Raw genomic sequence first — 26,138 nt, 5'->3', positions numbered from 1 at the left:
TAATTATAAGAGGGGAATTAAAGCACAAAGTTGCCAGTCTGTAGATAAAAAACTGGTTGTACCTTATGCGAGCTCCCAAAAAAACAGTACTTAATTCAAAAAAACATATACTGCTCTATCAACTATACGAACGATGCTAACCTGTAATCCAGTAATAACATTCATCTAAAAACGCTTAATCTGGCAGGAAAATAGGCCCTAATGGCGAACTTGGTAAACCAAACTCTTCAGGATAATCAACGGCAACCAAATATAATCCAGCGGCTTTTGCCGTTTCACCTGCCACACGGCGATCTTTTTGTTCCAGTACCCACTTCATCCATTCGGGTGTTTCTTGGCCACGACCAACGCGAATTAAGCTACCCGCAATATTACGTACCATATGATGGACAAACGCATTCGCTTTAATATCAATGATGACGAAATCACCCTGACGGCTAACATTTACATGTTTCATGGCACGCCATGGGCTACGAGATTGGCACTGACTCGCACGTACTGACGTAAAATCATGCTCCCCAACTAAGTACTGTGCAGCTTCGTGCATTTTCTTTTCATCTAAATGCCCGTGGTAATGGCTAACACCAATCCCAAAAATAGCAGGGCGTAGTGCATTATTATAGATGATATAACGATAGCGACGAGCTGTTGCACTAAAGCGGGCATGAAAATCATCACTCACTGGCGTTGCCCAGCGAACTGAAATATCACGAGGTAAATGTGCATTAACCCCAATAGTCCATGCAACCATTTGACGGTCTACATCAACATCGAAGTGAACAACTTGCCCCGTACCGTGAACGCCTGTATCAGTTCGCCCTGCACAAAATACGGCAATCGGTTTATTTGCGATATGCGATAGCGCCTTTTCTAAGCGTTCTTGTACGCTATCTACATCGACTTGACGCTGCCAACCACAGTACTTTGCACCGTCATACTCAATACCTAAAGCTATTCGCATAATTAAATTCGTTCTCAGAGCGGCGCATGGCCAATTTCAAAGGAAGGGATTATAAGGAATAGAGTGTAGGAAAAGAAGCCCCTTAGGCGCCTGATAGCTCGCCTAAGGGGATATTAAAGGGTTAACGCTTGTATTGTGTTAATAAATTCGCTGCTTCGCGCTGACTTACTGAGTCACCTTTTTGGGCAACTTCTTCAAGTAAACCTATTGCACCTTCAGCATCATTCATTTCTAAATAGGCTTTTGCGAGATCCAATTTACTTGAATATTCACCATGACTATCAACATCGTAAGATTCAATACCAGCAAGTACATCAGGGAATTCATCTAATCCCACATCAAGATTTAGTGGCTCAGTATCTAAATCAACAGAGTTAGTAAGTTCTTCTTCTTTCATTAACTCATCAATGCTGATGTAAGGTGAAGCAAGCGGTTCTTCTTCATCCAGTAAAACACTGGCGGGCTCAGCAAACGTTAAAGCAGGTTCTTCGCTTTCTGCAATTAATGATTCAGGATCGAATGACGTTACATCTTCAACCTGCATCTCGGGCTGAACAGACCAATCTTCACTTTCCAATTCAGGTTCAGGTGTTGATCCAGCCCAAACGGCAATGTCTTCTTCAGGAATGTCTTCTTCTGGTAGCAATAGATCATCAGAGTCATCTTCGATCATGTCACTGTTCATAAAATCAAAGCTATCCAAATCTAGATCTTGCTTTGTATTATCTAACGGCTCATCAAATAACAATCCATCACGTTCTGCTGCTTCAATTTCTTGATTAACGCTGACTTTTGCATCCTGTTTGGTATGCTCTGGCACTATAGGGTCATCAAGTTCAATATTAGGTTTTGATGGGCTCAGTACCTTATCTTCAACTTGCTGTTCAGCGATGACTTGTTCACCCACCGTTTCTGTAAACATAGTTGCAGGTTCAGTAAGCAACGCTTCCATGTCTAACCCTGCTGAGTCAACAAAATCTTCATCGAACATATCTGCGACAGGTTCTGGAACGTGTGCATTCACTTGGGAATCAATTGCGTTCTGTGAAGCTGTTTGTGTAACGGGAGATTTAACCTTAAGACCTTGTTCTAACTCGTACTGTTCAAGCTCATTCTGTTCTTCAAGCGATGCTTGTAATGCATCATCTTCACTGAATTCAGGCAGTGTGGTTGGATCAATAGCTTCAAATGTTGGCTCATGCTCTAAGGATGCTTCAGCTCGTGGCGGTTGAGCAATGTTATTACCGTAAGATTCAGAGGCTTCTACCGCTTGTTGCAAATTTCTAACAACGTTATCGAGCGCAATGCGCTCATCATCTTCTGATAATAATGAAAGATCATCTTCTAACGCATCAGCTTCAGGATCATTAAAAGCGGTATCTTCATCAAATTCAGGTAACTCCTCAACAGAGAGCGATTCCCCTATCTGAGAACCAATCGGATTTGAATCTTTAGCTGGTGCTCTTTCGTCTAATTCAGATAATGCTGCTTCCTCATCAAAAATAGGAAAGTCATCTAAATCGACAATCGGATGTTCTTCGCTTTTACTTTCACTTTCATTTTCAGCAACAAGAGCTTCTGCGGCATCTAGCTCTTCAAGTAAATCTGTAACACTGCGCTCAATGGTTTCAACATCATTACCGTCAGATTCATCTTTATTTTTATCTATTTCATTGATTTCACTGTCAACATCAGCAATCAAAGCATCAATTTCATCGACAGAATTATTAACATCATTAGACTGTAAAGCTTCATTCAAAATAGCGTCAAATGCAGCAGCTTCTGATTCTGGAAAATCAGCATCAGGCTTATTGGTTACTTCTTCTTTGCCTAAACCTTGCTGATCTTGTAAAGGTGTTGATAATGCATTTTCAAACTCAGGATCACTGAATTCATCCTGAATACTATCATCGAGCAAGTTAGGCTCAGTAAGATGACCAGCGGCAACCTTATCGTCAGCATCTACTACGTGATTTTTGTGTTCAAGGATTTCATCGAGTAAGTCCGTGCTATTTTCATCGATGATCAGCTGGTCAAGTTCAGTATTATCTTCTAACTCTTCTTCATAAAAAGAATTGGCGTCGATATCATCATCTGCATCTACTTCAGCATCACCAATTAATTCATCAAGTAAGGCGGTGCTATTTTCATCAATTTCAATTATTGACGTTAATTCTGCGTCGTCAGTACTGCCATCTGATAACAACTCGTCGAGTAATGCCGTACTATTTTCTTCAATTTCGATATCGCTGCTAAATTCATCATCTTCAACAATGTCATCAAGTAATGCAGTACTTCCTTCTTCAAATACCAGTTCATCGCTGACATCAGCTTCAGAGTTCAAATCAAAATCAGTCTGTTTAGCTGTGCTTTCTTTTACTACATCACTTTCTTGTGCTGAAAAATAGTCACTTTCAGTAACCACTTCCGGGTTAAACATGGCTTCAGCGTCAGCAAGCGCTTGATCAACTGCAGCTTGTTCTGCTTCATCACTGTTATCATTTATTGATGACAAATCAGTATCTGAACTATCAAACGAATCGAATAAGGCATCCAATTCACTTTGATCGACAACTTGCTCAGCATTAGATGCTGCACTTTCTTCTATATTCGCTTCTAGCGTTTCTGAAAACGCAGTCGTATTATTCTTTGTATCTTCGTTTTCATTTTCTGCTTCAACTTCTGCTAATAGGTCATCAAGAATCGACTGATCTAATAAACCATCCTCAATACTATTACTGCTCATCAAATCAGAATCAAATTCGTTGTCTGCATCATCAGATAAATCAAAATCAGGCTCATCATCCGCTTGCTCTTGCAGTGATTTCTCCCACATTGCGGCAAGAGCTTCATCTGAACTTAGCTCTGAAGATGGCTCCATTTGATCAAGAGCACGCTCCATATCTTCAAGACCAATTGCCTGATCATCACCTTTAACGGAAATACTTCGCGATGAAAGCCCACTATTGCTATCAAGATCTAAACCAAACTCATCATCCAGTTCAGAAGATAAATCTAAACTTGTCGTATCATCTAGCATTTCACTGAATGCAGGATTGGTATCATTATCAAACAAACTTTCTTCAGGGTTACCAAACAAAGACTCATCAGAAGCAAATAGATCATCAATATCCTGATCTTCACTTAACATTAAATCAGATTCACTGTCTGTTGCCTCTGTCATTAATGGCGTAGGTGCAGTAGGTAACTCTTTACCTTCCTGATTTTCTAATGATTTAATATCTGAATCTTCGTCATCCTTACGGCGACGTAATATAAAGAATGCTATTGCACCCGCAATCAAACCACCTGGGATCAACCCTGCAGCTGCTAACATCCAAGGATTAGAAATAAATTGATCAAACCATGATGGTTCTGTATCTGTTGTTTGTACTTGAGCCTGTTCTTTTTGCTGCTCAAGGAAACCAATAATTTCACCACGTAATGCTTCATCGTCAGTGATTTGGCTTTTTAATGCCGAGACTTCATATTGCATCTCAGATAAACGCACACGAAGCAAATGATTACTTTCTAACAGCTTAGTCATCTGTTCATCAGAGGCATCAAGCTGTTCCTGTAACTCTGTCGGTTCAGGTTTCGGAGGTATCACTGCCCGTTCTGTTGTGCTTTTTTGCGATGCACTGGTTTTCGATGTAGAACGGGCTTTCGGTGGCGTAACCGATTCCACTTTTGCTTTTTCAGGTTTTTCTATTGGTGTTGCGACAACCTGATCCGTTGATTGCGTCGACGATTTTACCGCTTTAGTGGTTCTAGACGTTGTCGAGACTGAGCGTGTTTGGCGACGTTGATCTGCCTCTAAACGACGCTTAACACTTGCAACGTCTTCACGCTGAATCTGCGCCATGGTTGGCATGCTTAGCTGACTACCAGGCACTAACCCGTGAATATTGTTATTTTCAAAAGATTGCGGGTTTGCACGATGAATAGCACCAATTACTTGGTAAATAGAAACTGAATTGTTCGGACGATAACGAGAGGCTATTCCCCATAACGTCTCATTCGCTGTTGTTGGGCCATAAAGGTTATTCGCTGACGCGGATTGATTCGAGGAATAGCTATTTGCCACCCCAGTATCACGATAACGATCAGAAACAGTAAACGGCTGATCATCATCAGATGGGCCAATGATACGTACGGTATTCGCTTGCACCGGTAGTTGAAAAACTGTTGTTACGAAGGCAACCGGTAAAATGAAACGTGTTACGAATTTAGGTAGGTTAGGCACTGCCCGCTATCCTCTCTGGCAGGGTATGAAATTGAAAGCTATTTCTAATAATTAAAGCAAAAGCTTTCATCCAAATTTCTATCGGCATTTCAAAAAATAACTGAAGTCGATTTTAACGATTGTTGCTTGTACACAACGAATGTCAAGGCAGTCAAAGCGCTTTTACCTAAAAGATCATGAAAATGAAGTTGTGAGCAGCACATCACGTGCTACCCACATCTATTTCTATTTACATGTAATCGCGAATCAGTAGTTCGGCGATTTGAACGCTGTTGGTCGCAGCACCCTTACGGACATTATCAGCAACAACCCACATGTTTAGACCACATGGGTGGCTGATATCTTCACGAATACGCGACACCATTACATGATCTTTACCCGTCGCATCACTCACCTGCGTTGGATAATCGTTATTATGGAACACTTCAATGCCTTCTGCATCGTCTAATAAACGGATTGCTTCATCGATGTTTACAGGTTGGCTTGTTTCAACATGTAGTGCTTCTGCATGACCATAGAAAACCGGTACACGCACACAGGTCGGGTTAACACGGATATTGCCGTCACCCAAAATTTTCTGTGTTTCCGACACCATTTTCATTTCTTCTTTGGTATAGCCGTTATCCATAAATTCATCGATATGTGGCAAACAGTTAAATGCAATCTGCTTATCATATACTTTCGTTTCTGCTGCAAGGCCATTTAACAATTTTGCCGTTTGGCCAGCAAGCTCATCAATCCCTTTCTTACCTGAACCTGATACCGATTGATAAGTCGCAACGTTAATACGCTCAAGACCGTAAGCCTCATGAATAGGTTGAAGCGCCACCAGCATTTGAATTGTCGAACAGTTTGGGTTCGCGATGATATTACGGTTACGGTAATCAGCAATCGCATGAGGATTAACTTCTGGGATCACAAGTGGTACATCGTGGTCGTAACGGAAAAGTGAGGTGTTATCAATTACAATGACGCCATGATCAGTCGCAATTGGCGCCCAATGTTCAGACGCTTCTTCACCCGCAGAGAAAAATGCGATCTGTACTTGGCTCCAATCAAAATCGTCAACGTTCTTCACTAACTTTGATTTGCCATGAAAACGTAACGCATTACCTGCGCCATTTTCGCTTGCTAACAGGTAAAGATTACGAACAGGAAAATTGCGATCTTCTAACACCTGAACAATAGCTTCACCGACAGCGCCTGTTGCGCCAAGTACTGCTATATCAAATTCCTGACTCATTGAATGTCCTCTACGACTGTAAAACCTAATTTAGCCAGCGACTCTACCCCAAAACCGACCTTACCTGTTACTGTAATCGCACTATATTCACGTCGATCCCAGTAATTTTTACGCATCTGATCAAACGCCATCGCCATTTGCGCTTCATTATCTTTTGTCATTAACATATTTCGTCTAAACAAGGCATCGTCTTTTCGAATATCGTAAATCAACTGGATCAAGCTAAATAACGTCGCATCATCCCACTTACGGCTTAACGATACATTTGGCACTGGGGCTATTGGCAATAAGCTAGACGCTTCCACCACCTGCTCTATATTTAGAAAGGCACAATAACTATTAAACACCATAGTAGTCCCACGAGCTTTGCCTTCTAAACCGTAGCCCGCTATGTGTGGTGTTGCAAATGCTAACAAAGGTAACAATTCTAAATCGACTTGTGGTTCAAACTCAAAAACATCTAACACCGCCGTTAATTTTTTACCTAAACCAGATTTCGATAGTTGAAGCGCTTTCTTGAGGGCTTGATTATCGGTAACGGGGCCACGTGCCGCATTGATCAAAATCGCATCAGGCTGCAAAGCGTCAAGAAAAGCATCATTAATAAGATGATGGGTTGGGTATTCACCATCTTTCGTGATTGGGGTATGCAGCGTTATGACATCACATTGGGCTTGAATTGCCTCTAATGAATGAAATTGTCGTGTATCCCCTTCTTGCTCTTTTATTGGATCATTCAGTAAATAACTAATGCCAAGCGCATCAAGACATTGCGCCAAATAACTGCCCACGTTACCCGCACCAATAATACCAATGGTTTTATCAAAAATTGAAAAGCCTTGCTGCTGACCGATTACCATAAGCGCACTCAGTACGTACTCTGCAACGCCGACCTTGTTACAACCAGGGGCTGCTGTAAATATGATGCCTCGTTCAGCAAGTAAAGCCTGATCAACATGATCCTGCCCTGCGGTAGCTGTACCAACAAATTTAAGCTTATTCGCCTTGCTGATTAGATTGTGGGTTACCTTGGTAACAGAGCGAATCATTAATGCGTCGATATCAATGAGATCATCGGCTGACAACGTGCGCCCAGGCTTAGTAATCACATCACCAAGCTGACCAAACAATTCTGCCGCATAAGGCATGTTTTCATCGATAAGGATTTTCATTATATCTCCGGAAAAAGAAATGAGATTGATGTGGTAAAAGGCACCATTGACATAATACCAATCGGAATAAACAAGTGTTCAAATAATTGCGAAATAAAATATTTATTACACAAACCTCACACAGTACACGCCCCCGAATAAAAACCATAAAAAAACCCGGCATATAGCCGGGTTGAAAAAATCCAGGTAAAAGCATTAGCAGCTAGAGATAGACACTTCCCTAAAAAGAAAATATCATTCGTGCTAACTAATGTTGCGTCTGTTTATTTAAGGCACTGGCTATATAATCACTCGAAAGATGTCTCCGCTAAAAGCCGTCTCTTTGAGTGGTTCCGCTTCTACTGTAAAAATAGAAACGGTTAGCCAGTGTCTACCCCGGAAAATCGTGTTTAGAAACAAGAATCTATAACGTTATGTATAGACTCTTACTTCCAATTTACATTATTAATCTTCGTATTTTTTGATCACTAACGTCGCGTTAGTGCCACCGAAGCCGAAGCTATTTGACATTACTGTCTTTAGTTCAGTTTCGCGGGTTTCAGTTACGATATCCAAACCTTCCGCTGCTGGGTCTAGATTATCGATGTTAATGCTTGGCGCAACGAAGTTATTATTCAGCATTAGCGTAGAGTAAATTGCTTCGTGAACACCAGCAGCACCCAACGCGTGACCAGTCATCGCCTTGGTTGCCGAAATTGCTGGGCTATTTTCACCAAACAACTCTTGAATTGCACCCAACTCTTTCACGTCTCCAACTGGCGTTGATGTACCGTGAGTGTTGATGTAATCAATTGGCACATCAAGATCTTGCATTGCCATTTTCATACAACGAACGGCACCTTCACCTGATGGTGCTACCATATCGTAGCCATCAGACGTTGCACCATAACCTACCACTTCACCGTAGATTTTCGCACCGCGAGCAAGAGCATGCTCTAACTCTTCAATCACTAACATACCGCCGCCACCAGAGATAACAAAACCGTCACGGTCTGCATCATAGGTACGAGACGCTTTTGAAGGGTCGTCGTTGTATTTGGTTGATAAAGCGCCCATTGCGTCAAACATCATTGTTAACGACCAATCAAGCTCTTCACCGCCACCAGCAAAAACAACATCTTGCTTACCCAGTTGAATAAGCTCTACCGCGTGACCAATACAGTGTGCTGATGTTGCACATGCTGAACTCATTGTGTAGTTCACGCCACGGATTTTAAACGGTGTTGCTAAGCAAGCTGAAACAGTTGAAGACATAGTACGAGGTACCATGTAAGGGCCAACACGCTTCACACCTTTATTACGAATAATATCTACTGCTGCCACCTGATTATAAGATGACGCACCACCAGAACCCGCTACAAGGCCAGTTCGGTCATTAGAAACTTGATCGTCAGATAAACCTGAATCTTCAATTGCTTGTTCCATCGACAAATACGCAAATGCTGCTGCATCGCCCATGAAACGCATTTTTTTACGATCGATGTGTTCAGCCGGATTCATTTTCAAATCGCCCCAAACATTACTACGCAGTTTATTTTCTGCGAATTGCTCAGAGAAGTTAATTCCTGACTTACCACTTTTAAGAGATGCCAACACCTCTTTTACGTCGTTACCAATGCTGGATACAATACCCATGCCTGTAATTACGGCTCGTTTCATGATGAATTCCTACTGTCATTTAACGTTGACGATAATAACGGGTTTATTCACAGAAAGTGGTCAGCTTTCCCCTCAATCGGGTACAATCGCCGATAATTTCGTTATTAACGTTCATTTTTAACGGTATACACTCTCTGATTTTTCACTAATTATCAACTAACAGATGAAAAATTAGATGAAACTCAGAAACATATCGTAAAAGTAACCGAGGCTTTCCCCTTGTCTGACAAGCACATTGAACAAACTGTTCTTAATTCTAATGATAATCGTATATCGCCATCCCATGTATGCGATATATTTCTACCACAAAATGGATTACAAGAACGCTGGAAAGCCTTTACGCGCCGTCGCTTTGTGATTGCAGAAACAGGCTTTGGTACTAGCCTTAGCTTTCTTACTGCTTGCCAACAATTTACACAATTTCGTCAAGCAAACCCTACCGCGACAGTGAAAGAGCTGCATTTCATCAGCTTTGAACAACATCCGCTAACAAAAAGTGACCTCATAAAAGCAACTGAAAAGTGGCCTGAGTTCGCCCACTTTTCACAACAACTTCATGCTCACTATCCTCCTGCGGTTTCAGATTGCCATCGCATTGTGCTTGATGATGGTCTAATTACCCTTGATTTATGGTTTGGCGATATAAGTGACTCTATACCTCAAGTATGGACGAATGATGACGGAATTGTAGATGCTTGGTTTACTGACTTCAGTCAAATAGAAGCAGCAGATACACACCAAGCTAATGAAAGCACGGCGGCATTAATAAAAAATATTGCAATACTGACTCGAGAAAGCGGCACGATTAAGGCGATAACGTCTGATCTAAGCACTCATCAACAAGGCATGCTCGAACAAAGTCTCACTGAAGCTGGTTTTGAGGTAACAGAAAGCCATAATCATAGCAATTACCCTACACACTGTTTACTTGTAGGCTGCGTGAAAAACCGTCAATACCAAGCCAATTCAAAGCCATGGTTTACACGTACCTCTGCAACTGATGCAAATGACGTGGCAATTATCGGGGGCGGTGTTGCTTCTGCGACAACAGCACTCGCATTAATTCGACGAGGGGTGAATGTCACACTGTATTGTGCCGATCCTTTACCTGCTGAAGGTGCATCTGGGAACCGACAAGGCGCTGTTTACCCACTGCTCAATGGATCGAATGATTGTTTAACCCGATTCTTTGGTCCTGCATTTTTCTATGCTCGTCAATTTGTTGAACAAGCCGCAATGAATAGCACCTTTTCACACGATTGGTGCGGTGTTACACAGCTAGCATGGGATGAAAAATCCACCAACAAAATTAATAAAATGCTGTCAGGTAACTTCCCTCAAGAGCTGGTGTACGCATTAGATATAGAGCAAACAAAACAGAAAACGGCAATAACATCGAATTTTTCGAGTGTTTACTACCCATTTGGTGGCTGGTTATGCCCTCAAGAACTGACCCGAGCCTTAATAAAACAAGCGCAAGACACAGGCCGACTTGCGTTAAAGTCTGATGTGGATATTTGTGGTTTAGAACCGACTAATGAGCAATGGCAATTAACCGATTCAACGGGTAATCAATTTACTCATAACACAGTAATTATTGCCAATGGTCATCGTTTTTCTGAGTTTGAACAAGCCAAGCAGATCCCTGCTTATTCTGTGCGCGGGCAAGTCAGCCACATCCCCACCGACGATACATTATCAACGTTAAAAACCGTACTGTGTTATGACGGGTATTTAACACCACAAAATACAGCCACAAAAACACATTGTATTGGCGCAAGTTACCGTCGTAACAGCGCTGACTTAGCCTTTTGTAAAGCAGAACACCAAGACAATAAGCAACGTTTAGTGCATTGCATCCCAGATGTTGAATGGCCTAAAAACGTTGATATCTCTGCTAATCAGTCTCGTGCAGGTGTGCGCTGTGCCAGTCGTGACCACTTACCTTTTGTCGGGAATATTTGTCGATATGAAGCGTTGATTGAGCAGTATAAAGATCTAAGAGATAACCAAGCAACTGCCGAAACAGTGCCTATCTATGCGAATTTGTATTCCATCGTAGGATTAGGCTCTCGTGGGTTAAGTTCAGCCCCACTACTGGGCGAACTACTGGCATCTCAAATTTGTGGCGACCCATTACCACTGCCTCATACCGTGCTCAATGCCCTACACCCAGGGCGGATGTGGGTACGTCGATTAGTACGAGGAAAACAACTCGGCAGTAAAAGCTAGAGGGTTAGACGTTAAATGGCTAGCGTATAAAAAACGTACATTGCGCCGAATACAATTGTCGATTCGGCGTAAGATTTAATGCCGTATTCGCTTTTAATATACCAGCTCAATTTACCCGCTTAATATACCTACTTAATTTACAGCAGCGGTTACTGGTGGTGCCGGATCATCCCCACCGCCAGAATCAGAGACTGCGACACCAATAACAATAGCCGCTACCCCGACAGCCACCACTGTTGCTGTAATACCCCCCGCTGATGCAGCAAATGCTGTATCAATACCCGCGGCTGTACCTTTAGACGCTGCAGCTTCGGTTGTTGTATTAGCTGTATTCGCAGTAGACTTTGTCACCACTTCATCGGCGGCATTCACAGAAAAAGTGAATATACTGCTTAACAAAAGAATTATTGAACACGCTTTCATCATCAATTCCCTATCAGTAACGACGAACATCGTTCGTAATTAATTACTGATAAAATTATAGATGAGATAAAATAAACGGGTTTTTAATTGTACTTTTTTATTATTTTTAAGAAAATCCAGTCACTATTTTAGCTTGTGGTTTTATTTGCTGCAGTAATTCTGCGAAGGCTAACTGAGCTTGTTTATCACCATGCACAACATTAATTTGTATTGGTCCTTGTTTAATTCCACCCACAAATTTTAATAAGTCAGCCTGATCAGCATGAGCTGAATAACCTGACATCATATGTATTTGGGCTTTAACGTTTATAACTGTGTTATTGATTGTAATCATGCGCTTACCACTATATAAATCACGCCCTAACGTACCCTTAGCTTGATAACCGACCATAATGACATCAGTTCTTTTATCTGGCAGTAACGCTTCAAGATAGTTAACAATCCGCCCACCAGAACACATGCCACTGGCAGCTACAACTATCGCAGGTTCACCCGAAATTTTAAGCCTGTTTACTAACGCCTGATGATCGCTATGCTGCTCAATCGTAATACATTGAGAAAAAGACAACGGGTGACGCCCTTGTTGTTTTCGTTCTTTCGCTTCTTTTGCCCATAGCATTTTAAAATTCCGGTATTGCGCTGTAATGTCCCCGGCTAAAGGCGAATCGAGTATGACCGGAATTTCTTGCCAATTAACCGCCTCATTTTTGGCGTTAGACGCCGCAATAATATTTTCAATATCAAACAATAGCTCTTGTGTACGACCGACACTAAAAGCAGGTATCAGTATTACTCCACCATCGATTAACGAACGCTCGATAATTCCCTTAATCTGGGCTTCTCGCCTTTCAACATCATGATGTACCTGATCACCATAAGTACTTTCAATGACTAATGTATCAACGATTTCAGGCGAAATAGGATCAACTAATAATGGTGTATTACACGACCCTAGATCCCCCGAAAACACCACTATTTCGCCAGTTGAAAGCATGATTTCAATATACGCTGAACCTAGAATATGACCTGCAGGTTGAAATCGAATTTTAACCAATTCACCAGATGGTAAAATAATTTGAGCCCAACAATCATAAGGGATCGCTTTTAAACGTGATTTGACTAATAGCGTAAATTGATCACATTGCTGCTGATTAAAACCAAGTTGAATTTTTAACCCATCAGCAAGCATTAAAGGTAATAAAGCCACCGTTGCTTCAGATGCATAGATTTTCCCTTTAAAACCCGCCGCCAATAACCAAGGAATACGCCCAACATGATCAATATGGCTATGGGTTAAAAGCAATGCGTGAATATGTTCGATAGGAAAGTCGATATCTAACACATCTTTAGACTCACTCCCCTGAAACATACCACAATCGATAAGTAACCCATGCTTTCCTAGCTTAATTTCATGACATGAGCCAGTCACACCCACCTTAGCACCGTGATGTAAGATCTCCACTGCCATCTCCTAATGAACTTGAGAAGATCTGAATGATGCCAAAGCTGATGCGTTGAAAGTAAATAGATGAAAAATTGCTCGAGTCACATCACGAAAATAACTTTAAAAATAAAGCATTAATCTATGTTAAACACACACATATCCTAATACAGCATAAAATAATCATAGAGATATATGACTATTTTGCTCTTTACTTTGACATACTCGTAATACTGACACTAAGCTCAATACAGTGAAAGTCAGTAAAATACTGATTAAAAAATTCAAAATAAATGTATCAGGACATGTATAACCCATTGATATAACAGTACTAGGAAATATATCGACTGATAACATGATTAATAAGGCCTTGATTCATGATATTTATTGAGTTAATTGTTATTTTCTTATTATCGTTTATTTTGATTTTTATACTAAGGCGTATCGCTAAAAATGTAGGTCTCGTTGATAAACCATCATTAAGAAAATCACACCGTGGATTCATCCCTCTGGTGGGTGGGATCTCTATTTTCTTAACTTTATCAATGGTTTTATTTCTACATCCAGCACTCACCATCAAATATAATATCTTTTTACTCTGCTCATCAATATTAGTATTAACTGGCATTCTTGATGATAAAAATAACATACAGGTAAATATACGCTTGGCCATTCAAATACTTGTATCAATAACGGTAATGAAATTTGGAGATATAAGCATACATAACTTAGGCGCTATATTTAGCCCAAAAGAATTAACGCTAGCACCACTAGTAAGCAATATAGTCACCATATTGGCTATAGTAGGCGCAATGAATGCATTTAATATGATTGACGGTGTCGATGGGCTACTTGGCGGAGTAACAATTGTCGTATTTTCGGCTTTAGGCTATTTATTCTGGCTAAACAATAACGTTGAACTCTATTATTTCTGTTCCATTATGATTATTGCAGTAATACCTTACCTTATCTTAAACCTTGAATTTGTTTTTGGTGAAAATTCAAAGGTTTTCATGGGGGATGCTGGTAGCCTTTTTATTGGTTTTACCGTTATTTGGCTGCTATTACATGGCACTCAACTCAATAGTTCTCCATCATTTAAACCTGTAACGGCTTTATGGTTAATCGCATTCCCATTAATGGATATGGCAACGATTATAGTAAGTCGCATACAAAATGGTCGATCACCCTTTCAGCCAGATAAACAACACCTTCATCATAAACTTCAGGTATTAGGGGTACCTAATCAACTCATACTCTTAATTCTATGTGGTTTATCTGCTTTTTGTGCATGCATTGGTATTTGGAGCGAAATCAATGATACCTCTGAAGTAGTAATGCTGTTTAGTTTTTCAAGCTTGTTTGTGGTGTATTTTATTTTAGTGTCATACCTTTCACATCTGTCGGTATTTTTTGCCCGTTTACATTCACTCAGCACATCACCTACAGAATAAAGTTCGTTAATTAATAAACAAAAGTCAAATAACGTCCCACATACAAAAAGTGCCCAATAAAGGGCGCTCTTTAAAACTGACTATCGGCTGCAGCTTCGTTTCTGCTATTATAATTAATTTAATGCGTTACAGATTCGTTACACTATCGCTGCTAGACGGTTCTGATATCGCAGGCTTTCTAACCTTAAAGATACGATGTACAAGTGTCGTAATACGCCATATATGACTAATAACAAAAAAATACACTGAAAAAATGCACAGAAAGCTAATAAACATCACCGACTCTGGTATTTGTGCCATATCAGCCCCAATGCCCACACCTGCCATAATAGAAGCCATTAAACAAATAATAAATAAAGCCATATGATTCGACATACCTAAACGCTGGCATATATGATGCAGGTGTTCTCTGTCAGGCTTAAATGGTGAGTGTCCTTTTCGAATACGGCGTATCATAATGGTTGCCATATCCATTAATGGGATCGCGATCATCCACAATGCTGTAACAGGTCGGATAGGTGTTGCATTAGGCCCCTGAGTCGCTTCTATCAGTAACCAAATTACCGTAAAACCAATGAATATGCTGCCAGCATCCCCCATGAAAACTTTAAACCGACGGCCTAAAGGGAACCCCATATTAAGTAGAATATAGGGCATCATAGCGGTCACCATTAAACCACAAAATATTGCTAAATCACGATTACCGTTAATTAAAAATACAAAGCCTAAAGCGCCAAAGGTAACCGATGCTAACCCACCAAGTAACCCATCAATACCATCAACCATATTAAACGCATTTATCGCACCAATTATCCCTAGAACAGTAATAACAACACTCGATACTACCGATAATTCAATGACATCACTTCCCATCAAGTACCCAAGGCTATGAAGGCTTTTATTACCTACACCAATCATAACTAGCGAGATAATTGTTTGAATAATCAACCGAGCTTTAAAACTGATGTCATAACGATCATCGATCACCCCCGTTACTACCAAAATTGTGGCACAACTTAGAAAGAGCGGTGAAACAACCTTAAGTTGAGGGAACAAAAAGGATGTCACGATCAATGTTAGGAATATTGAAACGCCACCCACCAAAGGAATGACACCTTGATGGTGTTTTCTGGCGTTTGGCTTATCGACCAATCCAACAGCTTTGGCTAATTTTCGACAGATAAAAAGCATGCAAAACGATGTTATAAAAACAAAGAAAAATGCAGATGTCATAACAATGACCTTATAAATTTTAAACTTGCCCAAGCGCATCCAAACGCTTTGGCATATAGAAAGTAAATAGCATTACTCTTTAACCAACCCCAGAGAGGCTAACCATAAAATAATGTTATTTACTCACCACATATTAACCCACACAAATATGCAACAGAACGCTCACTAGCATAATCTAGCTACACTGTATTACAAAAGCATGACGCTATAAATAGGTAATACAAAAAAGAGCTATATCAGACATTTCACACTGAAATTCATTAAAAAAATCAACTTTTCAGGTTTTAATGTCTATTATTGCAGAGGTTATAGATATTAACATTGCACAATCACCCACGCCCTTAAAAAACAGCGAGAAGCGACGGTATTAAATGAGATATTGACCGAATAAGTAGGACAAAATATTGACAGTTTTCTATACAACGCTTTCAGGTATTTAAATATGAATCATCAACTTCAAATTAAAACACAAATAGCCTTCTCTATTAACCCCTCTCGCCTACCACACCTAACTCATTAAAAATAAACACTATATTAAAACCTTGGTCATCAATGAGCCATATTAAATGCTCATTGAGACAAAACACGTTTATATAAACAATAAAATAGAACTGATTTTTTGTGTTGAATTATTTCAACACCTTGGTCGCCGAAAAGCCTCACTATTCACGCTCATCAAGTGCTTTCAAGCTAATGAATTAGGTCTTTACCGGAAGATTGTAAGCAAACCTGTACAACGTATAACTGCAGAATTGGGATATAAAGCAAAAATAAAACTGGATAAATACACAGTACTTTACTACGGTAAAGAGACCGAGTGATAGAAAACTCGGCGCATAACGCAGCTGGGCCAGAGTGGCGGCAACCACTCTGACCCGTATCGGCTGAACATCACCTTTAGAAGCAACCCCCAGCCGACGGAATCAGTATACGTGAACCTGTCGGTAAAACCTATTCATGGAGATATCCGATGGCGAAAATACGTGTCCGCCCCAACGGGGTAATTCAGTACGACTTGTGTGTCTATGGTGTGAGGTTCCGCGAAACCTCCGGCCTATCCGCTACCCCTTACAATCTGAAGAAAACCAAAGCAGTCCTTAAGCGCCTCAATGCCGAGCTGGCTTTGGGCTCTTTTGACTATAAAGATTTCTTTCCTGACAGTAAAAAGGTCGAGAAATTCCAGCTACTGAAACGCGCCAAAAACCCCGCGTTAAGTACTCCTTATTTTGATACGTTCAGTCAAGAGTGGCTCGCACGCCAAACGCACGAATGGAAAAATAGCTACCGCATCAATGTGATCAGTATCTTGAAGAACTATCTGTTGCCCGCTTTCGGTGACAAAATAATGAATACCATCACCTTCAAGGATGTACAGACGCTACGTAGTCAGCTTTGTGAACTGACAAAAAAGGATGGCAGTCGAAAACTAAGTAATAAGCGGATTAATATCATTCTGGTCCCATTGATCAGCCTTTTGCATATCGCGGCTGACGAACATGATTTCCCCTATCCACTTGAACGACTCAAGCCTTTACGTGAAGAAGCCAGCGATCCGAACCCGATGACTCAAGACGAAGTGAACAGCTTTCTTGCAACCGTCGCCCCTCAATGGCGCGATTATTATTTAATCCGATTTCATACGGGCATGCGAAGCTGTGAAGTGCATGGTTTAATGAAGGACTGTGTCGATTTTACCCATGATTTAATTCGTGTTCGACGTAACTGGGTCAATGGTGAACTCACCGATGTCAAAACCCCAAAATCAAACCGTGAAATCGTGATGACTGCGACCGTTAAAGCCGCTTTGCAACGGGCGGTCGAGAAAACGAATGGGCAATTTGTCTTTACTCACCCAAAAGGTTTCCCGTTAGATACCCGTTATGTGAATAAATACCTGTGGTATCCCACCCTCATAAAAGCCAACTTAGCAAAACGTCGCCCCTATGAAACGCGCCATACCGCAGCCGTGCTTCACTTGGCAGCTCACGAAAATCCACTCTATGTCTCGCGCCTGCTCGGACACAGCAGTACCCGCATGCTGTATGAAGTCTATGCCCCTTACGTCATCAATGCTGCTCGACAAGATGGCAGTGCCTTCGATGCGATGATGCAAGGAGGTCAATAATGTCTGGTTATATCAGTCTTCGCGCCTTGGCGCATCATTTAGTCAATAGTGGCCAACGAGATCCAATCAGTCTCGTTCACCTTGTTGCGTTGGGAGGGCAATCAGCCGATCTTTTGCACTTGCTCAAAGCCAGCGGCGAACCGCTAGGGGATCTGCCTTCTCCTCGCCTCCAATGTGAGTTGAGCCTTTATGCTCAGCAACGCTACCCAGTTGTTCAAAAAGAGTCAGGTAAACATGGGCTACAGCACGCGACACATGGATTTCAGCACAGCCCTTCATTGTGGGAAACACCGCTGTGGATACCGTATCATTATGCCTATCCCGATCTACCGCTCTTGGTGTATTACCAACACGTTTCACAGCATATTCTTAGGGCTTCGCCCTGTTCTTTCGAACAACTTTGGCACCACCATTTACACCGAACGATCCGCCTCATTGCACTGCAAGTGTTATTTGATTCTGGCTTGTGGGATGAAATCTATGAAGGGCCTAACGGCATTATTGCTGTCGATCATCACACTCAATTATTTCTCTTACTCAGCGAACAATATTTAACAATTAATAAACCGGGTTACCAACAACACTGGCAGCGACTCGGTCCGTTATTTATCGGCGAACAAATATTTAATTAATCACCACTCTCCCCTGAGCGATATCGCTCAGGGGAGAGTATTAACCGTTGGGCAAATCTCACACTCACCATCAGATAACTATCTGAATTGTATCAGTTGTGACCTGCTCTTATCTGCGTTTGGTTCTATTGAATCGAGGTTTATATGTATAAAATTGCTATGGTCGATTACTTCGCAACAGGCGAAGGACACACCTTTATCGTCAGTACTGGTTCTGAAGCAAAAATATCTCAAGAAATCCCTAAATTTTTACAACAAGGAATGACTTGTCTTACGCCCGATGAATGGCTAGAAGAGGAAAAAAAAGGGGCTGACTCCAGTATTCGCAGCGACGTTGAACAGATTAAGAAATTTGCGCCCATCCTGTGGTCTTGTATTGCAAGAAATCCAAAAGTCTTTTGTGACTTTTCCTTACACTACCATCTCAACCTGTCATAGGTATTGAAGTAGGCATTCATGATTGTTCTAGGTTTTCCTAGACTCTAGTTCAGTTCAGTTCAGTTTTTATTGAACAATTGTTTTAAAAAGTTCACTGTCCATTATGACGTAACCAACAATCAAATTATCCCGTATTCAACATCCGTAATAATTCAGCCCCTTGGATAGTTGACTAGACTCGCTTTTCCAGTATGTCGCTGAGGTTGACATAATTCATTGATATCGTTCCATACTAGCGTAGGCACCAAGGAATGATCTCGGGGCAAAGTGCTTCCGTTTTAATTCAGAGTTGAACATTGAATCACTAAATTTGTTAGGGAAGAAAAGAATTCTGAGCGATGACTGAGTTTTACACGTTTGCAGCCTAATTATATTTATAAATCAGTACCTTTGTACTTCTTCATAACTCTACGATAAAACCATCTGACGAGACGTTATAGGGTGGTATGGTTTATTACATTAAGTCCAGTTTTGATCCGTAGTTACTTTTTTTGCAACAGCCCAATAGATCTTCCTTCATAAGTACCCCCTTTAATATTGAGGGTTTTATCCAATCTGTTTAGAGTCAACCTCGGGCTAAATCTGCTCACTTTAATTATTACAATACTCCCTAATAAATCTGAAAAATAGAATGCAAAGGAATCAATAAATGACAAAAAAAACATTAATTTCATGTTTATCTATCGCGATACTTTTTAGCGGACAAGTTGCTGCAAGCAACGTTAACGTAATCGGTTATATTCCTGATTATAGATTTGATGCTGTCAAAAAAATGGATATCACTATGTATACACATATCCATTTTTTTTCAGTGACCCCTCTGGCTGATGGTCGCTTGGGTTGGCCTTCAGGCAAAAGCAAAGCATCGATGGCTCAGTACTTTACAGACTTCAAAAACCAAGCAGCATCTGATGCGAAAATGATGATTACTTTTGGTGGAACCTCTGAAGGAAGCTCGAAGTATTTTCCTGAGATGGCGTCTAATACAGTCACGAGAACTGCATTTGTTACCAATGCCATACAACTAGCACTAGACTGGCAAGCCGACGGTATTGATATCGATTGGGAGTGGGGCTACCGACCTTCTACCACTGAGCATAAAAATGCCTATATAAAACTTATGGAAGAACTGAACATTGAAGCAGATAAACATGGGTTGTTAATCTCAAATGCGATATCACCCAGTGCATATTTTGGTGATAATACGCCAGTGGAAGCACTTATTGATTCGGACTACTTAGTTATCATGTCATATAGCTATAATGGTGCATGGTCAAAAACAACAGGACACCATTCAGGCCTTGAAAGAAGTATTCAGGATGGTTTTCAATACTGGGAAAGTCGAGGAGTCTTACCTGAAAGCATGCATGTTGGTGTCCCTTTTTATGCTAACCATTATACCAATGCAACAACAGTGGGCTCGACGTTTTCTGATTTCAAAGCCCTTACTTTCGGTCAATTACAAGATCTTCTTGCAAAAGGCTACAAAGTAGTTGAAGACGACTGGCTAGGCACTCACGCTTACTCCGATTCAGACAACAGCATTGTTTTCTACGATAGTCCAAGCAATGTAGCAGCAAAAATCAACTATGCCAATGAAGCAGGATATGGCGGGATTGCTGTTTGGGAAATTGGGCAGGATGATACTAATCAGACCCTATCTAAGATGATTGAAACAACCAATAATCCAGATCCGATTGATAAACTATCAGCTGTTATTGACGCACCAGATAGTGCACAAGTGAATGATACCGTAATATTGGATGGTCAAGGTTCACATAGTGTCGTTGGCTCAGTGAGTTACCAATGGACTTGGAATGGTAACTCGGTAGGCGCAGATCTAGTTAAGCTGGAAGTTGCTTTTAAGCAACAACATATCGGAAAAAATCTTTTCTCATTAAGGGTCACTGATAGAGAAGGTAATACTGATATGGTAGAGCATACTATTACGGTATCAGACCCTATCTCTTGTGATGGCCTTGCTGCTTATCAGAGCTATGAGGCTAAAACGGGCAATGGGTATTACATGATAGGTGATCAAGTTCACTATCAAGGTAATAAATATGAGGCTTTGGCAAATAACCTATTCAATGTTACACCAGGTAGCGCTGATCATTGGTGGAAACCACTAGGTCCTTGTAACTAAACATTCACCGACCAGAAAACTATAAATGGGGCTATTCATCATTACTCAGCCATAAATCAAACAGCCCCTTATTTATCATCCGCACTCCAGAAACGTTGACCAGACGTATATTGAATCCACCAGAAGCGAAAGTCAGCTTCTTAATTAGTGCGTAATCAATTACATTTTTTGCAGCCCCCAACTAGAGCATTTTGGTTCAACAGGATGAAGCCTCACCAGTTGTAGAATGAAATATTATCAATACCAGTCAACTAGCCCCTAAGCTCGCAGGGGATTGATTGTACTCAACTCTTTTAATTTACCTTCAGATGAGCACATCTCTTCTATTGGCATTGGCTTAGCATAAAGGTAACCTTGATGAAGAGTGACTTCTTGAGCAAGTAAATATTGCGCCTGAACCTCAGTTTCTACCCCTTCAGCAATAAGACCAACATTAAGCTCTTTTGCTAAATTAATTATTGCGTTAAGAATTGGTGCATTAACACTTTCATGGCCAATCGAATCAACGAAACATTTATCAATTTTCAGATAATCAATATTAGTTTGTTCCAATACAGAAAGTGACGTTTGCCCTGTTCCGAAATCATCGATAAGAATATCTATACCAGCAGTACGTAGATGACTAATGCTCTCTCGAGCTAAATCATCGAGAAACTGTCTTTCTGTAATTTCCAAGCCAAGACGTATACCAATATTGTCAAATTTTTGCTTATATTTTTTTAGCAAACTGATATTTTTTTTGTCAGAAAAATAGCCTGGCGGTACATTAATACCTAGGTGCAAACCAGCCGTTAAGTCCTTTTCAACCAAGTCATGATAAGCCGTTTCCAACACATAATCAGTCATCTCATTTATCAACCCGTATTCCTCCATAAGTGGAATAAAAACATCGGGATATATCACCCCTCGCACAGGATGTTGCCAACGAATCAAAGCTTCTAGACCAAAGACACTACCAGAAGAGGCATCAATATGTGGCTGATAGTGAAGAAAGAACTCACGCATTTTAAGTGCAAGTTTCACTTCCGTATACATACTACGTTCACGACTAAATAAATATCGCATGTAGTACAGCGTTAGATATAAAACCAATGTAATAGGGATAGATAAAAGGAAATAAAATGTTTTACGTTCGGATACGAATGTATCACTGGCTTCAAGCAACATTTCATATCCGTATAAATCTGATATAGCAATATACTGGGGATTACTTCCACTCTTTTTTTGCCCCAAAGGAGCACTAGCACCATCAATAAAAATTACAGCTCGCTTCAATCGCTCATTTAGCCAATAACCTACTGTTGATCTCATATAATTTCGTTCAATAGATGAGACCGCGTAATATCCGTTACCCGCTTTATCTTTATTAATGACTGAAATACCTGTGCCGGTATCACTATAAGGAGCTGGTGTTATAAATAACGTTGAAGACAATTCCTCACTAGAAACATACATTGCCTTCATATCGACTCTATCCCCTCGCGATGAGCAAACTATATCTTGGTTAAGAAATACCTGCATCTCTTCTATATCATGCTCATAACGCAAATTCTGCTCGTGCAGCACACAGTTTGTAGGGTCAAGTAATGCAGTCTTATTTTCGTTCTCAACATCAGAAAAAATATCATCTGATATTTGAATATATCTATTTGCAGTAGTTACCAAAGTTTCGTGAATACTACTACGGATTAAATATGAACCTGTAATATAGATGATTACAAGGGGAAGTAAATAAACAACAATTTCCTGATACTTTAGCGACTTTTTATTCATCCAGTAAATACCATTTCTATTGTAGATACTGATTTGGATTACACGCTTACATTTGCAGCTGTGATCCAATCTATTTAAGATTATAACAATAGTCTAATCAGTACAGATTTGAAAATTATATTAACCTTTCTCGATAAAGCTTTTATTCAGCAATAACTCAGCAATGTTAGTCTGCATGCTATCACAAAATATATTATTCTTATACCACAGTGGAATAATAGACGTTGTTAGATTCGAATAAATATTCAGCGAGGTGACTCGGTAATTTACCCAGTCCTGCCGTTAATAGATAAGATATTTTGATCGTCGGACCGCCCTTATATGAATCTAATCCTATAAGGTATAAATTAATTAACCTTGTTGTACTAAGTGTCCCAACCAGAAAATCAATTTCAACGACTAAAAGCCGGTAACAAACAGGTATTTAATTAATCACAGTACTCCCTGAACCATATGATTCAGGGGGAGACATAATGTTATTTCTTGGTGCTTCCATTCATCAAAGTCATTGTTATGACAACATAATTTAACTACTTGTCCATTTTTTATTCCAAATCCAGATAATTACTGTTGATTAGCAAGCTGCTCATTAAGCCAGTTTAACCAAGCCTCCATTCCTTCTCCGGTTTTGGCCGAGACTTTAATCACCTGAATTGATGGATTTACCTTGCGGGCATTTTCAATACAGTCTTCAATTTTTACATCAACATACGGCAACAAATCCACTTTGTTGATTAGCATAAGCTCTGCTGCTGCAAACATATTAGGGTATTTAAGCGGCTTATCTTCCCCTTCCGTCACCGACAAAATAACCACTTTACTGGTTTCACCAAGGTCAAAACTAGCCGGGCACACTAGGTTGCCGACATTCTCGATGAACAACACGCCAGATTCATTCATCGCTAACTGATGATAAGCGTCATGAATCATCTTAGCATCCAGATGGCAGCCTTTACCTGTATTAACCTGAATCGCAGGCACCTCGGTCGCACGTATCCGATCAGCATCATTGCTGGTCTGCTGATCGCCTTCAATAACCGCACAGATATGCTGATGTTTCAGCTGGTTAAGCGTTTCCGTCAACAGCGTTGTTTTACCTGAGCCGGGGCTAGAAACCAGATTCAGTACTAACTGCTGGTTTGCATTGAAATGCTCGCGATTGTGCGCGGCCAGATGATTATTCTTACCAAGAATATCCTGCTCGAGTGTCAGTAGCTGTCGCTGCGACACACCAGAAACATGTACCTCAGCTTCACCCTTGCCGTAATGTAAGTCACCCTGCTGTGACATCTTCGGCTGATGTTCTACCTCAGAATGCTCCTGCTGTGCAGACGCTAAGTGTGAATGAGAATGCTGTTGATGTTCGTCCGGTACTACACCGTAATGAACATGATGATGAACATCTCCTTGGTGATGATAATGATGATGGATCACTACCGGTTGCGAGGTGACTTCCTTGGCAATATGGTGTTCACTATGGTTATGCGCAGTATGTGCATGTTCGTGGTGGTGGTGGTGATCGTGATCATGGTGATGACCTTCAAGTTGGCTATCTCCGCAGCCGCAGACGTTACACATTTTACTCGACCTCTATATGTTTAATCATTAATTCATCGCCAGTCTCAATAGCCAATTGGTAACCTTGGCAGCTCGGGCAACATATTCCCCGAGCCGCTAATATGACTGACTGCTGACAACTCTGGCACCATGCTCGGGCCGAAATCATATCGATCACTAACGTTGCCCCATCAGCCATCGTTCCACGACAGGCAAACTCAAATCCCGTTTCCAGCGCTTGTGGTTCAATACAGGACAAAGTGCCTATCCCGAGAGTGACAGCGGTTACCCGTTTGAATCCTTGGCGTGTCGCATGCTCAACAACCGTATCAACGGTATTCAAGCTGATAGATAATTCATGCATTGCATACTCTCTTATTCCACCGACTTCTCTTGCTTCACCGCTAATTAGCAGATTCGTGGTAACAGCTCGCCATTAGGGAAATCCAAATAACGACGGCTTCCCCATGGACTATTTAAGATGGTTTTATGAGGCGTATCTTGAGTCGCATAGCCAACAAGTGCTGCATGCTCAGAAAACTGCCTCAAAATGGCTAATGCATCTTCGGCAGCATCGGCTGGTACAGCCATGATAAAGGTACCCTCGTTGGCTAAATCATAAGGCTCAAAGCCAAACAGTTCGCAAACACCCTGCACATCATCACTCACTGCAATTGCTTTGTCTTCGAGTACCAATTGAACACGTGAAGCCTCGCACCACTCATTGAGCACCGCTGAAATACCACCTCGAGTGGCATCCCGCAAACTATGAATAGGGATTTGTTGTTCAAGACAACTCTTGATCACCGGCCATAATGTAGCGCAGTCACTTTCAATCGGATTCACTAACTTTAGGGATTCACGCGCCGACAAAACACAAGCACCATGGCAGCCAATATCTCGAGAAACCAGAATTGCGTCCCCCGATTGAACATTGTGAGCCGAGATCCCCGACTGGCGAATATGCCCGATACCTGTGGTATTGATAAACAGTCCGTCAGCACATCCTTTCGGCACGACCTTGGTGTCACCGCACACAACCTTGGCACCAGAAATTTTCAACTCCTCGGCCATGCTCTTGACGATAGTTTCCAGATCATCAAACAAAAAACCTTCTTCGATAATAAAGCCACAACTGAGATATTGCGGTTCAGCTCCCATCATCGCCAAGTCATTAACTGTACCGGCAACGGCCAGTTTGCCGATATTGCCTCCAGCAAAAAATAACGGCGATACGGTAAAACAGTCTGTCGTCATTGCTATCTCGCCCTGGCAGCTCAGTACCGCTGCATCCTCATTGCGCAAAAGAATGTCATTGCCCAAATGGCGAAAAAAAAGCTTGGTGATCAGTTGGTTCATCTCTTGACCACCGCCACCATGGCTAAGTTGTACTCGTTTCATTT

At 41.1% G+C, this 26,138-nt stretch carries 18 protein-coding genes; 6 read left to right on the top strand and 12 right to left on the bottom strand.

What is annotated here, in order from left to right:
* Positions 1–175: 175 nt before the first annotated feature.
* The 5 genes from truA to fabB all read right to left on the bottom strand — a co-directional run bounded on the left by truA (position 176) and on the right by fabB (position 9,281).
* Complete coding sequence (gene truA, locus C9J48_RS17990; RefSeq protein WP_006232969.1) at positions 176–961, bottom strand: tRNA pseudouridine(38-40) synthase TruA; 786 nt, start codon at positions 959–961, stop codon at positions 176–178.
* A gap of 121 nt (positions 962–1,082) precedes the next feature.
* Positions 1,083–5,207, bottom strand: a complete 4,125-nt coding sequence (locus C9J48_RS17985) for a FimV/HubP family polar landmark protein (protein WP_006232968.1) — start codon at positions 5,205–5,207, stop codon at positions 1,083–1,085.
* Between the two features lie 229 nt (positions 5,208–5,436).
* Positions 5,437–6,450, bottom strand: a complete 1,014-nt coding sequence (locus tag C9J48_RS17980) for an aspartate-semialdehyde dehydrogenase (RefSeq protein WP_006232967.1) — start codon at positions 6,448–6,450, stop codon at positions 5,437–5,439.
* Positions 6,447–7,622 (bottom strand): 4-phosphoerythronate dehydrogenase, encoded by a 1,176-nt coding sequence (locus C9J48_RS17975; protein ID WP_006232966.1) that lies wholly within the window; start codon positions 7,620–7,622, stop codon positions 6,447–6,449. Before C9J48_RS17975 ends, C9J48_RS17980 begins: the two co-directional genes overlap by 4 nt.
* A gap of 444 nt (positions 7,623–8,066) precedes the next feature.
* Positions 8,067–9,281 carry a beta-ketoacyl-ACP synthase I gene (gene fabB, locus C9J48_RS17970; RefSeq protein WP_006232965.1) on the bottom strand — a complete coding sequence of 405 codons (1,215 nt, stop codon included), beginning with the start codon at positions 9,279–9,281 and terminating at the stop codon, positions 8,067–8,069.
* 219 nt (positions 9,282–9,500) lie between these two features.
* On the opposite strand from fabB, the gene mnmC reads away from it, so the two are divergent.
* On the top strand, positions 9,501–11,513 hold the full coding sequence (gene mnmC / locus C9J48_RS17965; protein ID WP_006232964.1) for a bifunctional tRNA (5-methylaminomethyl-2-thiouridine)(34)-methyltransferase MnmC2/FAD-dependent 5-carboxymethylaminomethyl-2-thiouridine(34) oxidoreductase MnmC1: 2,013 nt from the start codon (positions 9,501–9,503) through the stop codon (positions 11,511–11,513).
* A gap of 132 nt (positions 11,514–11,645) precedes the next feature.
* On the opposite strand, the gene C9J48_RS17960 is transcribed toward mnmC, so the two are convergent.
* The gene (locus C9J48_RS17960; RefSeq protein WP_242610865.1) at positions 11,646–11,939 is read right to left on the bottom strand and encodes a hypothetical protein; all 294 of its coding nucleotides are present in this window, start codon (positions 11,937–11,939) and stop codon (positions 11,646–11,648) included.
* A gap of 103 nt (positions 11,940–12,042) precedes the next feature.
* The gene (locus C9J48_RS17955) at positions 12,043–13,398 is read right to left on the bottom strand and encodes an MBL fold metallo-hydrolase RNA specificity domain-containing protein (protein WP_006232962.1); all 1,356 of its coding nucleotides are present in this window, start codon (positions 13,396–13,398) and stop codon (positions 12,043–12,045) included.
* 356 nt (positions 13,399–13,754) lie between these two features.
* Between C9J48_RS17955 and wecA (C9J48_RS17950) the strand changes: the two genes are divergently transcribed.
* Positions 13,755–14,831, top strand: a complete 1,077-nt coding sequence (wecA, locus tag C9J48_RS17950; protein WP_006232961.1) for a UDP-N-acetylglucosamine--undecaprenyl-phosphate N-acetylglucosaminephosphotransferase — start codon at positions 13,755–13,757, stop codon at positions 14,829–14,831.
* Positions 14,832–14,957: 126 nt separating this feature from the next.
* Here wecA (C9J48_RS17950) and wecA (C9J48_RS17945) read toward each other — a convergent pair whose 3' ends face one another.
* Entirely contained in the window at positions 14,958–16,064 is a 1,107-nt protein-coding gene (gene wecA, locus C9J48_RS17945; protein WP_036804135.1) for a UDP-N-acetylglucosamine--undecaprenyl-phosphate N-acetylglucosaminephosphotransferase, read from the bottom strand.
* Positions 16,065–17,034: 970 nt separating this feature from the next.
* Between wecA (C9J48_RS17945) and C9J48_RS17935 the strand changes: the two genes are divergently transcribed.
* The 4 genes from C9J48_RS17935 to C9J48_RS17920 all read left to right on the top strand — a co-directional run bounded on the left by C9J48_RS17935 (position 17,035) and on the right by C9J48_RS17920 (position 21,405).
* Positions 17,035–18,189 (top strand): Arm DNA-binding domain-containing protein, encoded by a 1,155-nt coding sequence (locus C9J48_RS17935; protein ID WP_006232958.1) that lies wholly within the window; start codon positions 17,035–17,037, stop codon positions 18,187–18,189.
* Complete coding sequence (locus C9J48_RS17930) at positions 18,189–18,821, top strand: hypothetical protein (protein WP_006232957.1); 633 nt, start codon at positions 18,189–18,191, stop codon at positions 18,819–18,821. The genes C9J48_RS17935 and C9J48_RS17930 overlap by 1 nt, the downstream gene beginning before the upstream one ends.
* Before the next feature lie 144 nt (positions 18,822–18,965).
* Positions 18,966–19,259, top strand: coding sequence for a hypothetical protein (locus C9J48_RS17925; protein WP_006232956.1), 294 nt, complete (start codon positions 18,966–18,968; stop codon positions 19,257–19,259).
* A gap of 649 nt (positions 19,260–19,908) precedes the next feature.
* The gene (locus C9J48_RS17920) at positions 19,909–21,405 is read left to right on the top strand and encodes a glycoside hydrolase family 18 protein (protein ID WP_006232955.1); all 1,497 of its coding nucleotides are present in this window, start codon (positions 19,909–19,911) and stop codon (positions 21,403–21,405) included.
* 258 nt (positions 21,406–21,663) lie between these two features.
* Here C9J48_RS17920 and C9J48_RS17915 read toward each other — a convergent pair whose 3' ends face one another.
* From C9J48_RS17915 to hypE, 4 genes are all read right to left on the bottom strand, one after another.
* Positions 21,664–23,178: an EAL domain-containing protein gene (locus C9J48_RS17915; protein WP_006232954.1), complete on the bottom strand. Its 1,515-nt coding sequence runs from the start codon at positions 23,176–23,178 to the stop codon at positions 21,664–21,666.
* Positions 23,179–23,742: 564 nt separating this feature from the next.
* Entirely contained in the window at positions 23,743–24,756 is a 1,014-nt protein-coding gene (gene hypB / locus C9J48_RS17910; protein WP_036804022.1) for a hydrogenase nickel incorporation protein HypB, read from the bottom strand.
* A gap of 1 nt (position 24,757) precedes the next feature.
* Complete coding sequence (hypA, locus tag C9J48_RS17905; RefSeq protein WP_006232951.1) at positions 24,758–25,099, bottom strand: hydrogenase maturation nickel metallochaperone HypA; 342 nt, start codon at positions 25,097–25,099, stop codon at positions 24,758–24,760.
* A gap of 44 nt (positions 25,100–25,143) precedes the next feature.
* Complete coding sequence (hypE, locus tag C9J48_RS17900; RefSeq protein ID WP_006232950.1) at positions 25,144–26,136, bottom strand: hydrogenase expression/formation protein HypE; 993 nt, start codon at positions 26,134–26,136, stop codon at positions 25,144–25,146.
* Between the last annotated feature and the right edge of the window lie 2 nt (positions 26,137–26,138).

Origin of the sequence: Photobacterium profundum (assembly GCF_003026285.1) — a bacterium.
Classification (GTDB): domain Bacteria; phylum Pseudomonadota; class Gammaproteobacteria; order Enterobacterales; family Vibrionaceae; genus Photobacterium; species Photobacterium profundum.
Note: the sequence above shows the minus strand (reverse complement) of the source record. Positions and strands in the feature narration are given on the sequence as shown.

Bases quoted from the DNA above. Each gene is read 5' to 3' on its own strand.
- truA (WP_006232969.1), bottom strand. From the start codon at position 961: ATGCGAATAGCTTTAGGTATTGAGTATGACGGTGCAAAGTACTGTGGT.
- C9J48_RS17980 (WP_006232967.1), bottom strand. From the start codon at position 6,450: ATGAGTCAGGAATTTGATATAGCAGTACTTGGCGCAACAGGCGCTGTC.
- C9J48_RS17975 (WP_006232966.1), bottom strand. From the start codon at position 7,622: ATGAAAATCCTTATCGATGAAAACATGCCTTATGCGGCAGAATTGTTT.
- fabB (WP_006232965.1), bottom strand. From the start codon at position 9,281: ATGAAACGAGCCGTAATTACAGGCATGGGTATTGTATCCAGCATTGGT.
- C9J48_RS17960 (WP_242610865.1), bottom strand. From the start codon at position 11,939: ATGATGAAAGCGTGTTCAATAATTCTTTTGTTAAGCAGTATATTCACT.
- wecA (WP_006232961.1), top strand. From the start codon at position 13,755: ATGATATTTATTGAGTTAATTGTTATTTTCTTATTATCGTTTATTTTG.
- wecA (WP_036804135.1), bottom strand. From the start codon at position 16,064: ATGACATCTGCATTTTTCTTTGTTTTTATAACATCGTTTTGCATGCTT.
- C9J48_RS17935 (WP_006232958.1), top strand. From the start codon at position 17,035: ATGGCGAAAATACGTGTCCGCCCCAACGGGGTAATTCAGTACGACTTG.
- C9J48_RS17930 (WP_006232957.1), top strand. From the start codon at position 18,189: ATGTCTGGTTATATCAGTCTTCGCGCCTTGGCGCATCATTTAGTCAAT.
- C9J48_RS17925 (WP_006232956.1), top strand. From the start codon at position 18,966: ATGTATAAAATTGCTATGGTCGATTACTTCGCAACAGGCGAAGGACAC.
- C9J48_RS17920 (WP_006232955.1), top strand. From the start codon at position 19,909: ATGACAAAAAAAACATTAATTTCATGTTTATCTATCGCGATACTTTTT.
- C9J48_RS17915 (WP_006232954.1), bottom strand. From the start codon at position 23,178: ATGAATAAAAAGTCGCTAAAGTATCAGGAAATTGTTGTTTATTTACTT.
- hypB (WP_036804022.1), bottom strand. From the start codon at position 24,756: ATGTGTAACGTCTGCGGCTGCGGAGATAGCCAACTTGAAGGTCATCAC.
- hypA (WP_006232951.1), bottom strand. From the start codon at position 25,099: ATGCATGAATTATCTATCAGCTTGAATACCGTTGATACGGTTGTTGAG.
- hypE (WP_006232950.1), bottom strand. From the start codon at position 26,136: ATGAAACGAGTACAACTTAGCCATGGTGGCGGTGGTCAAGAGATGAAC.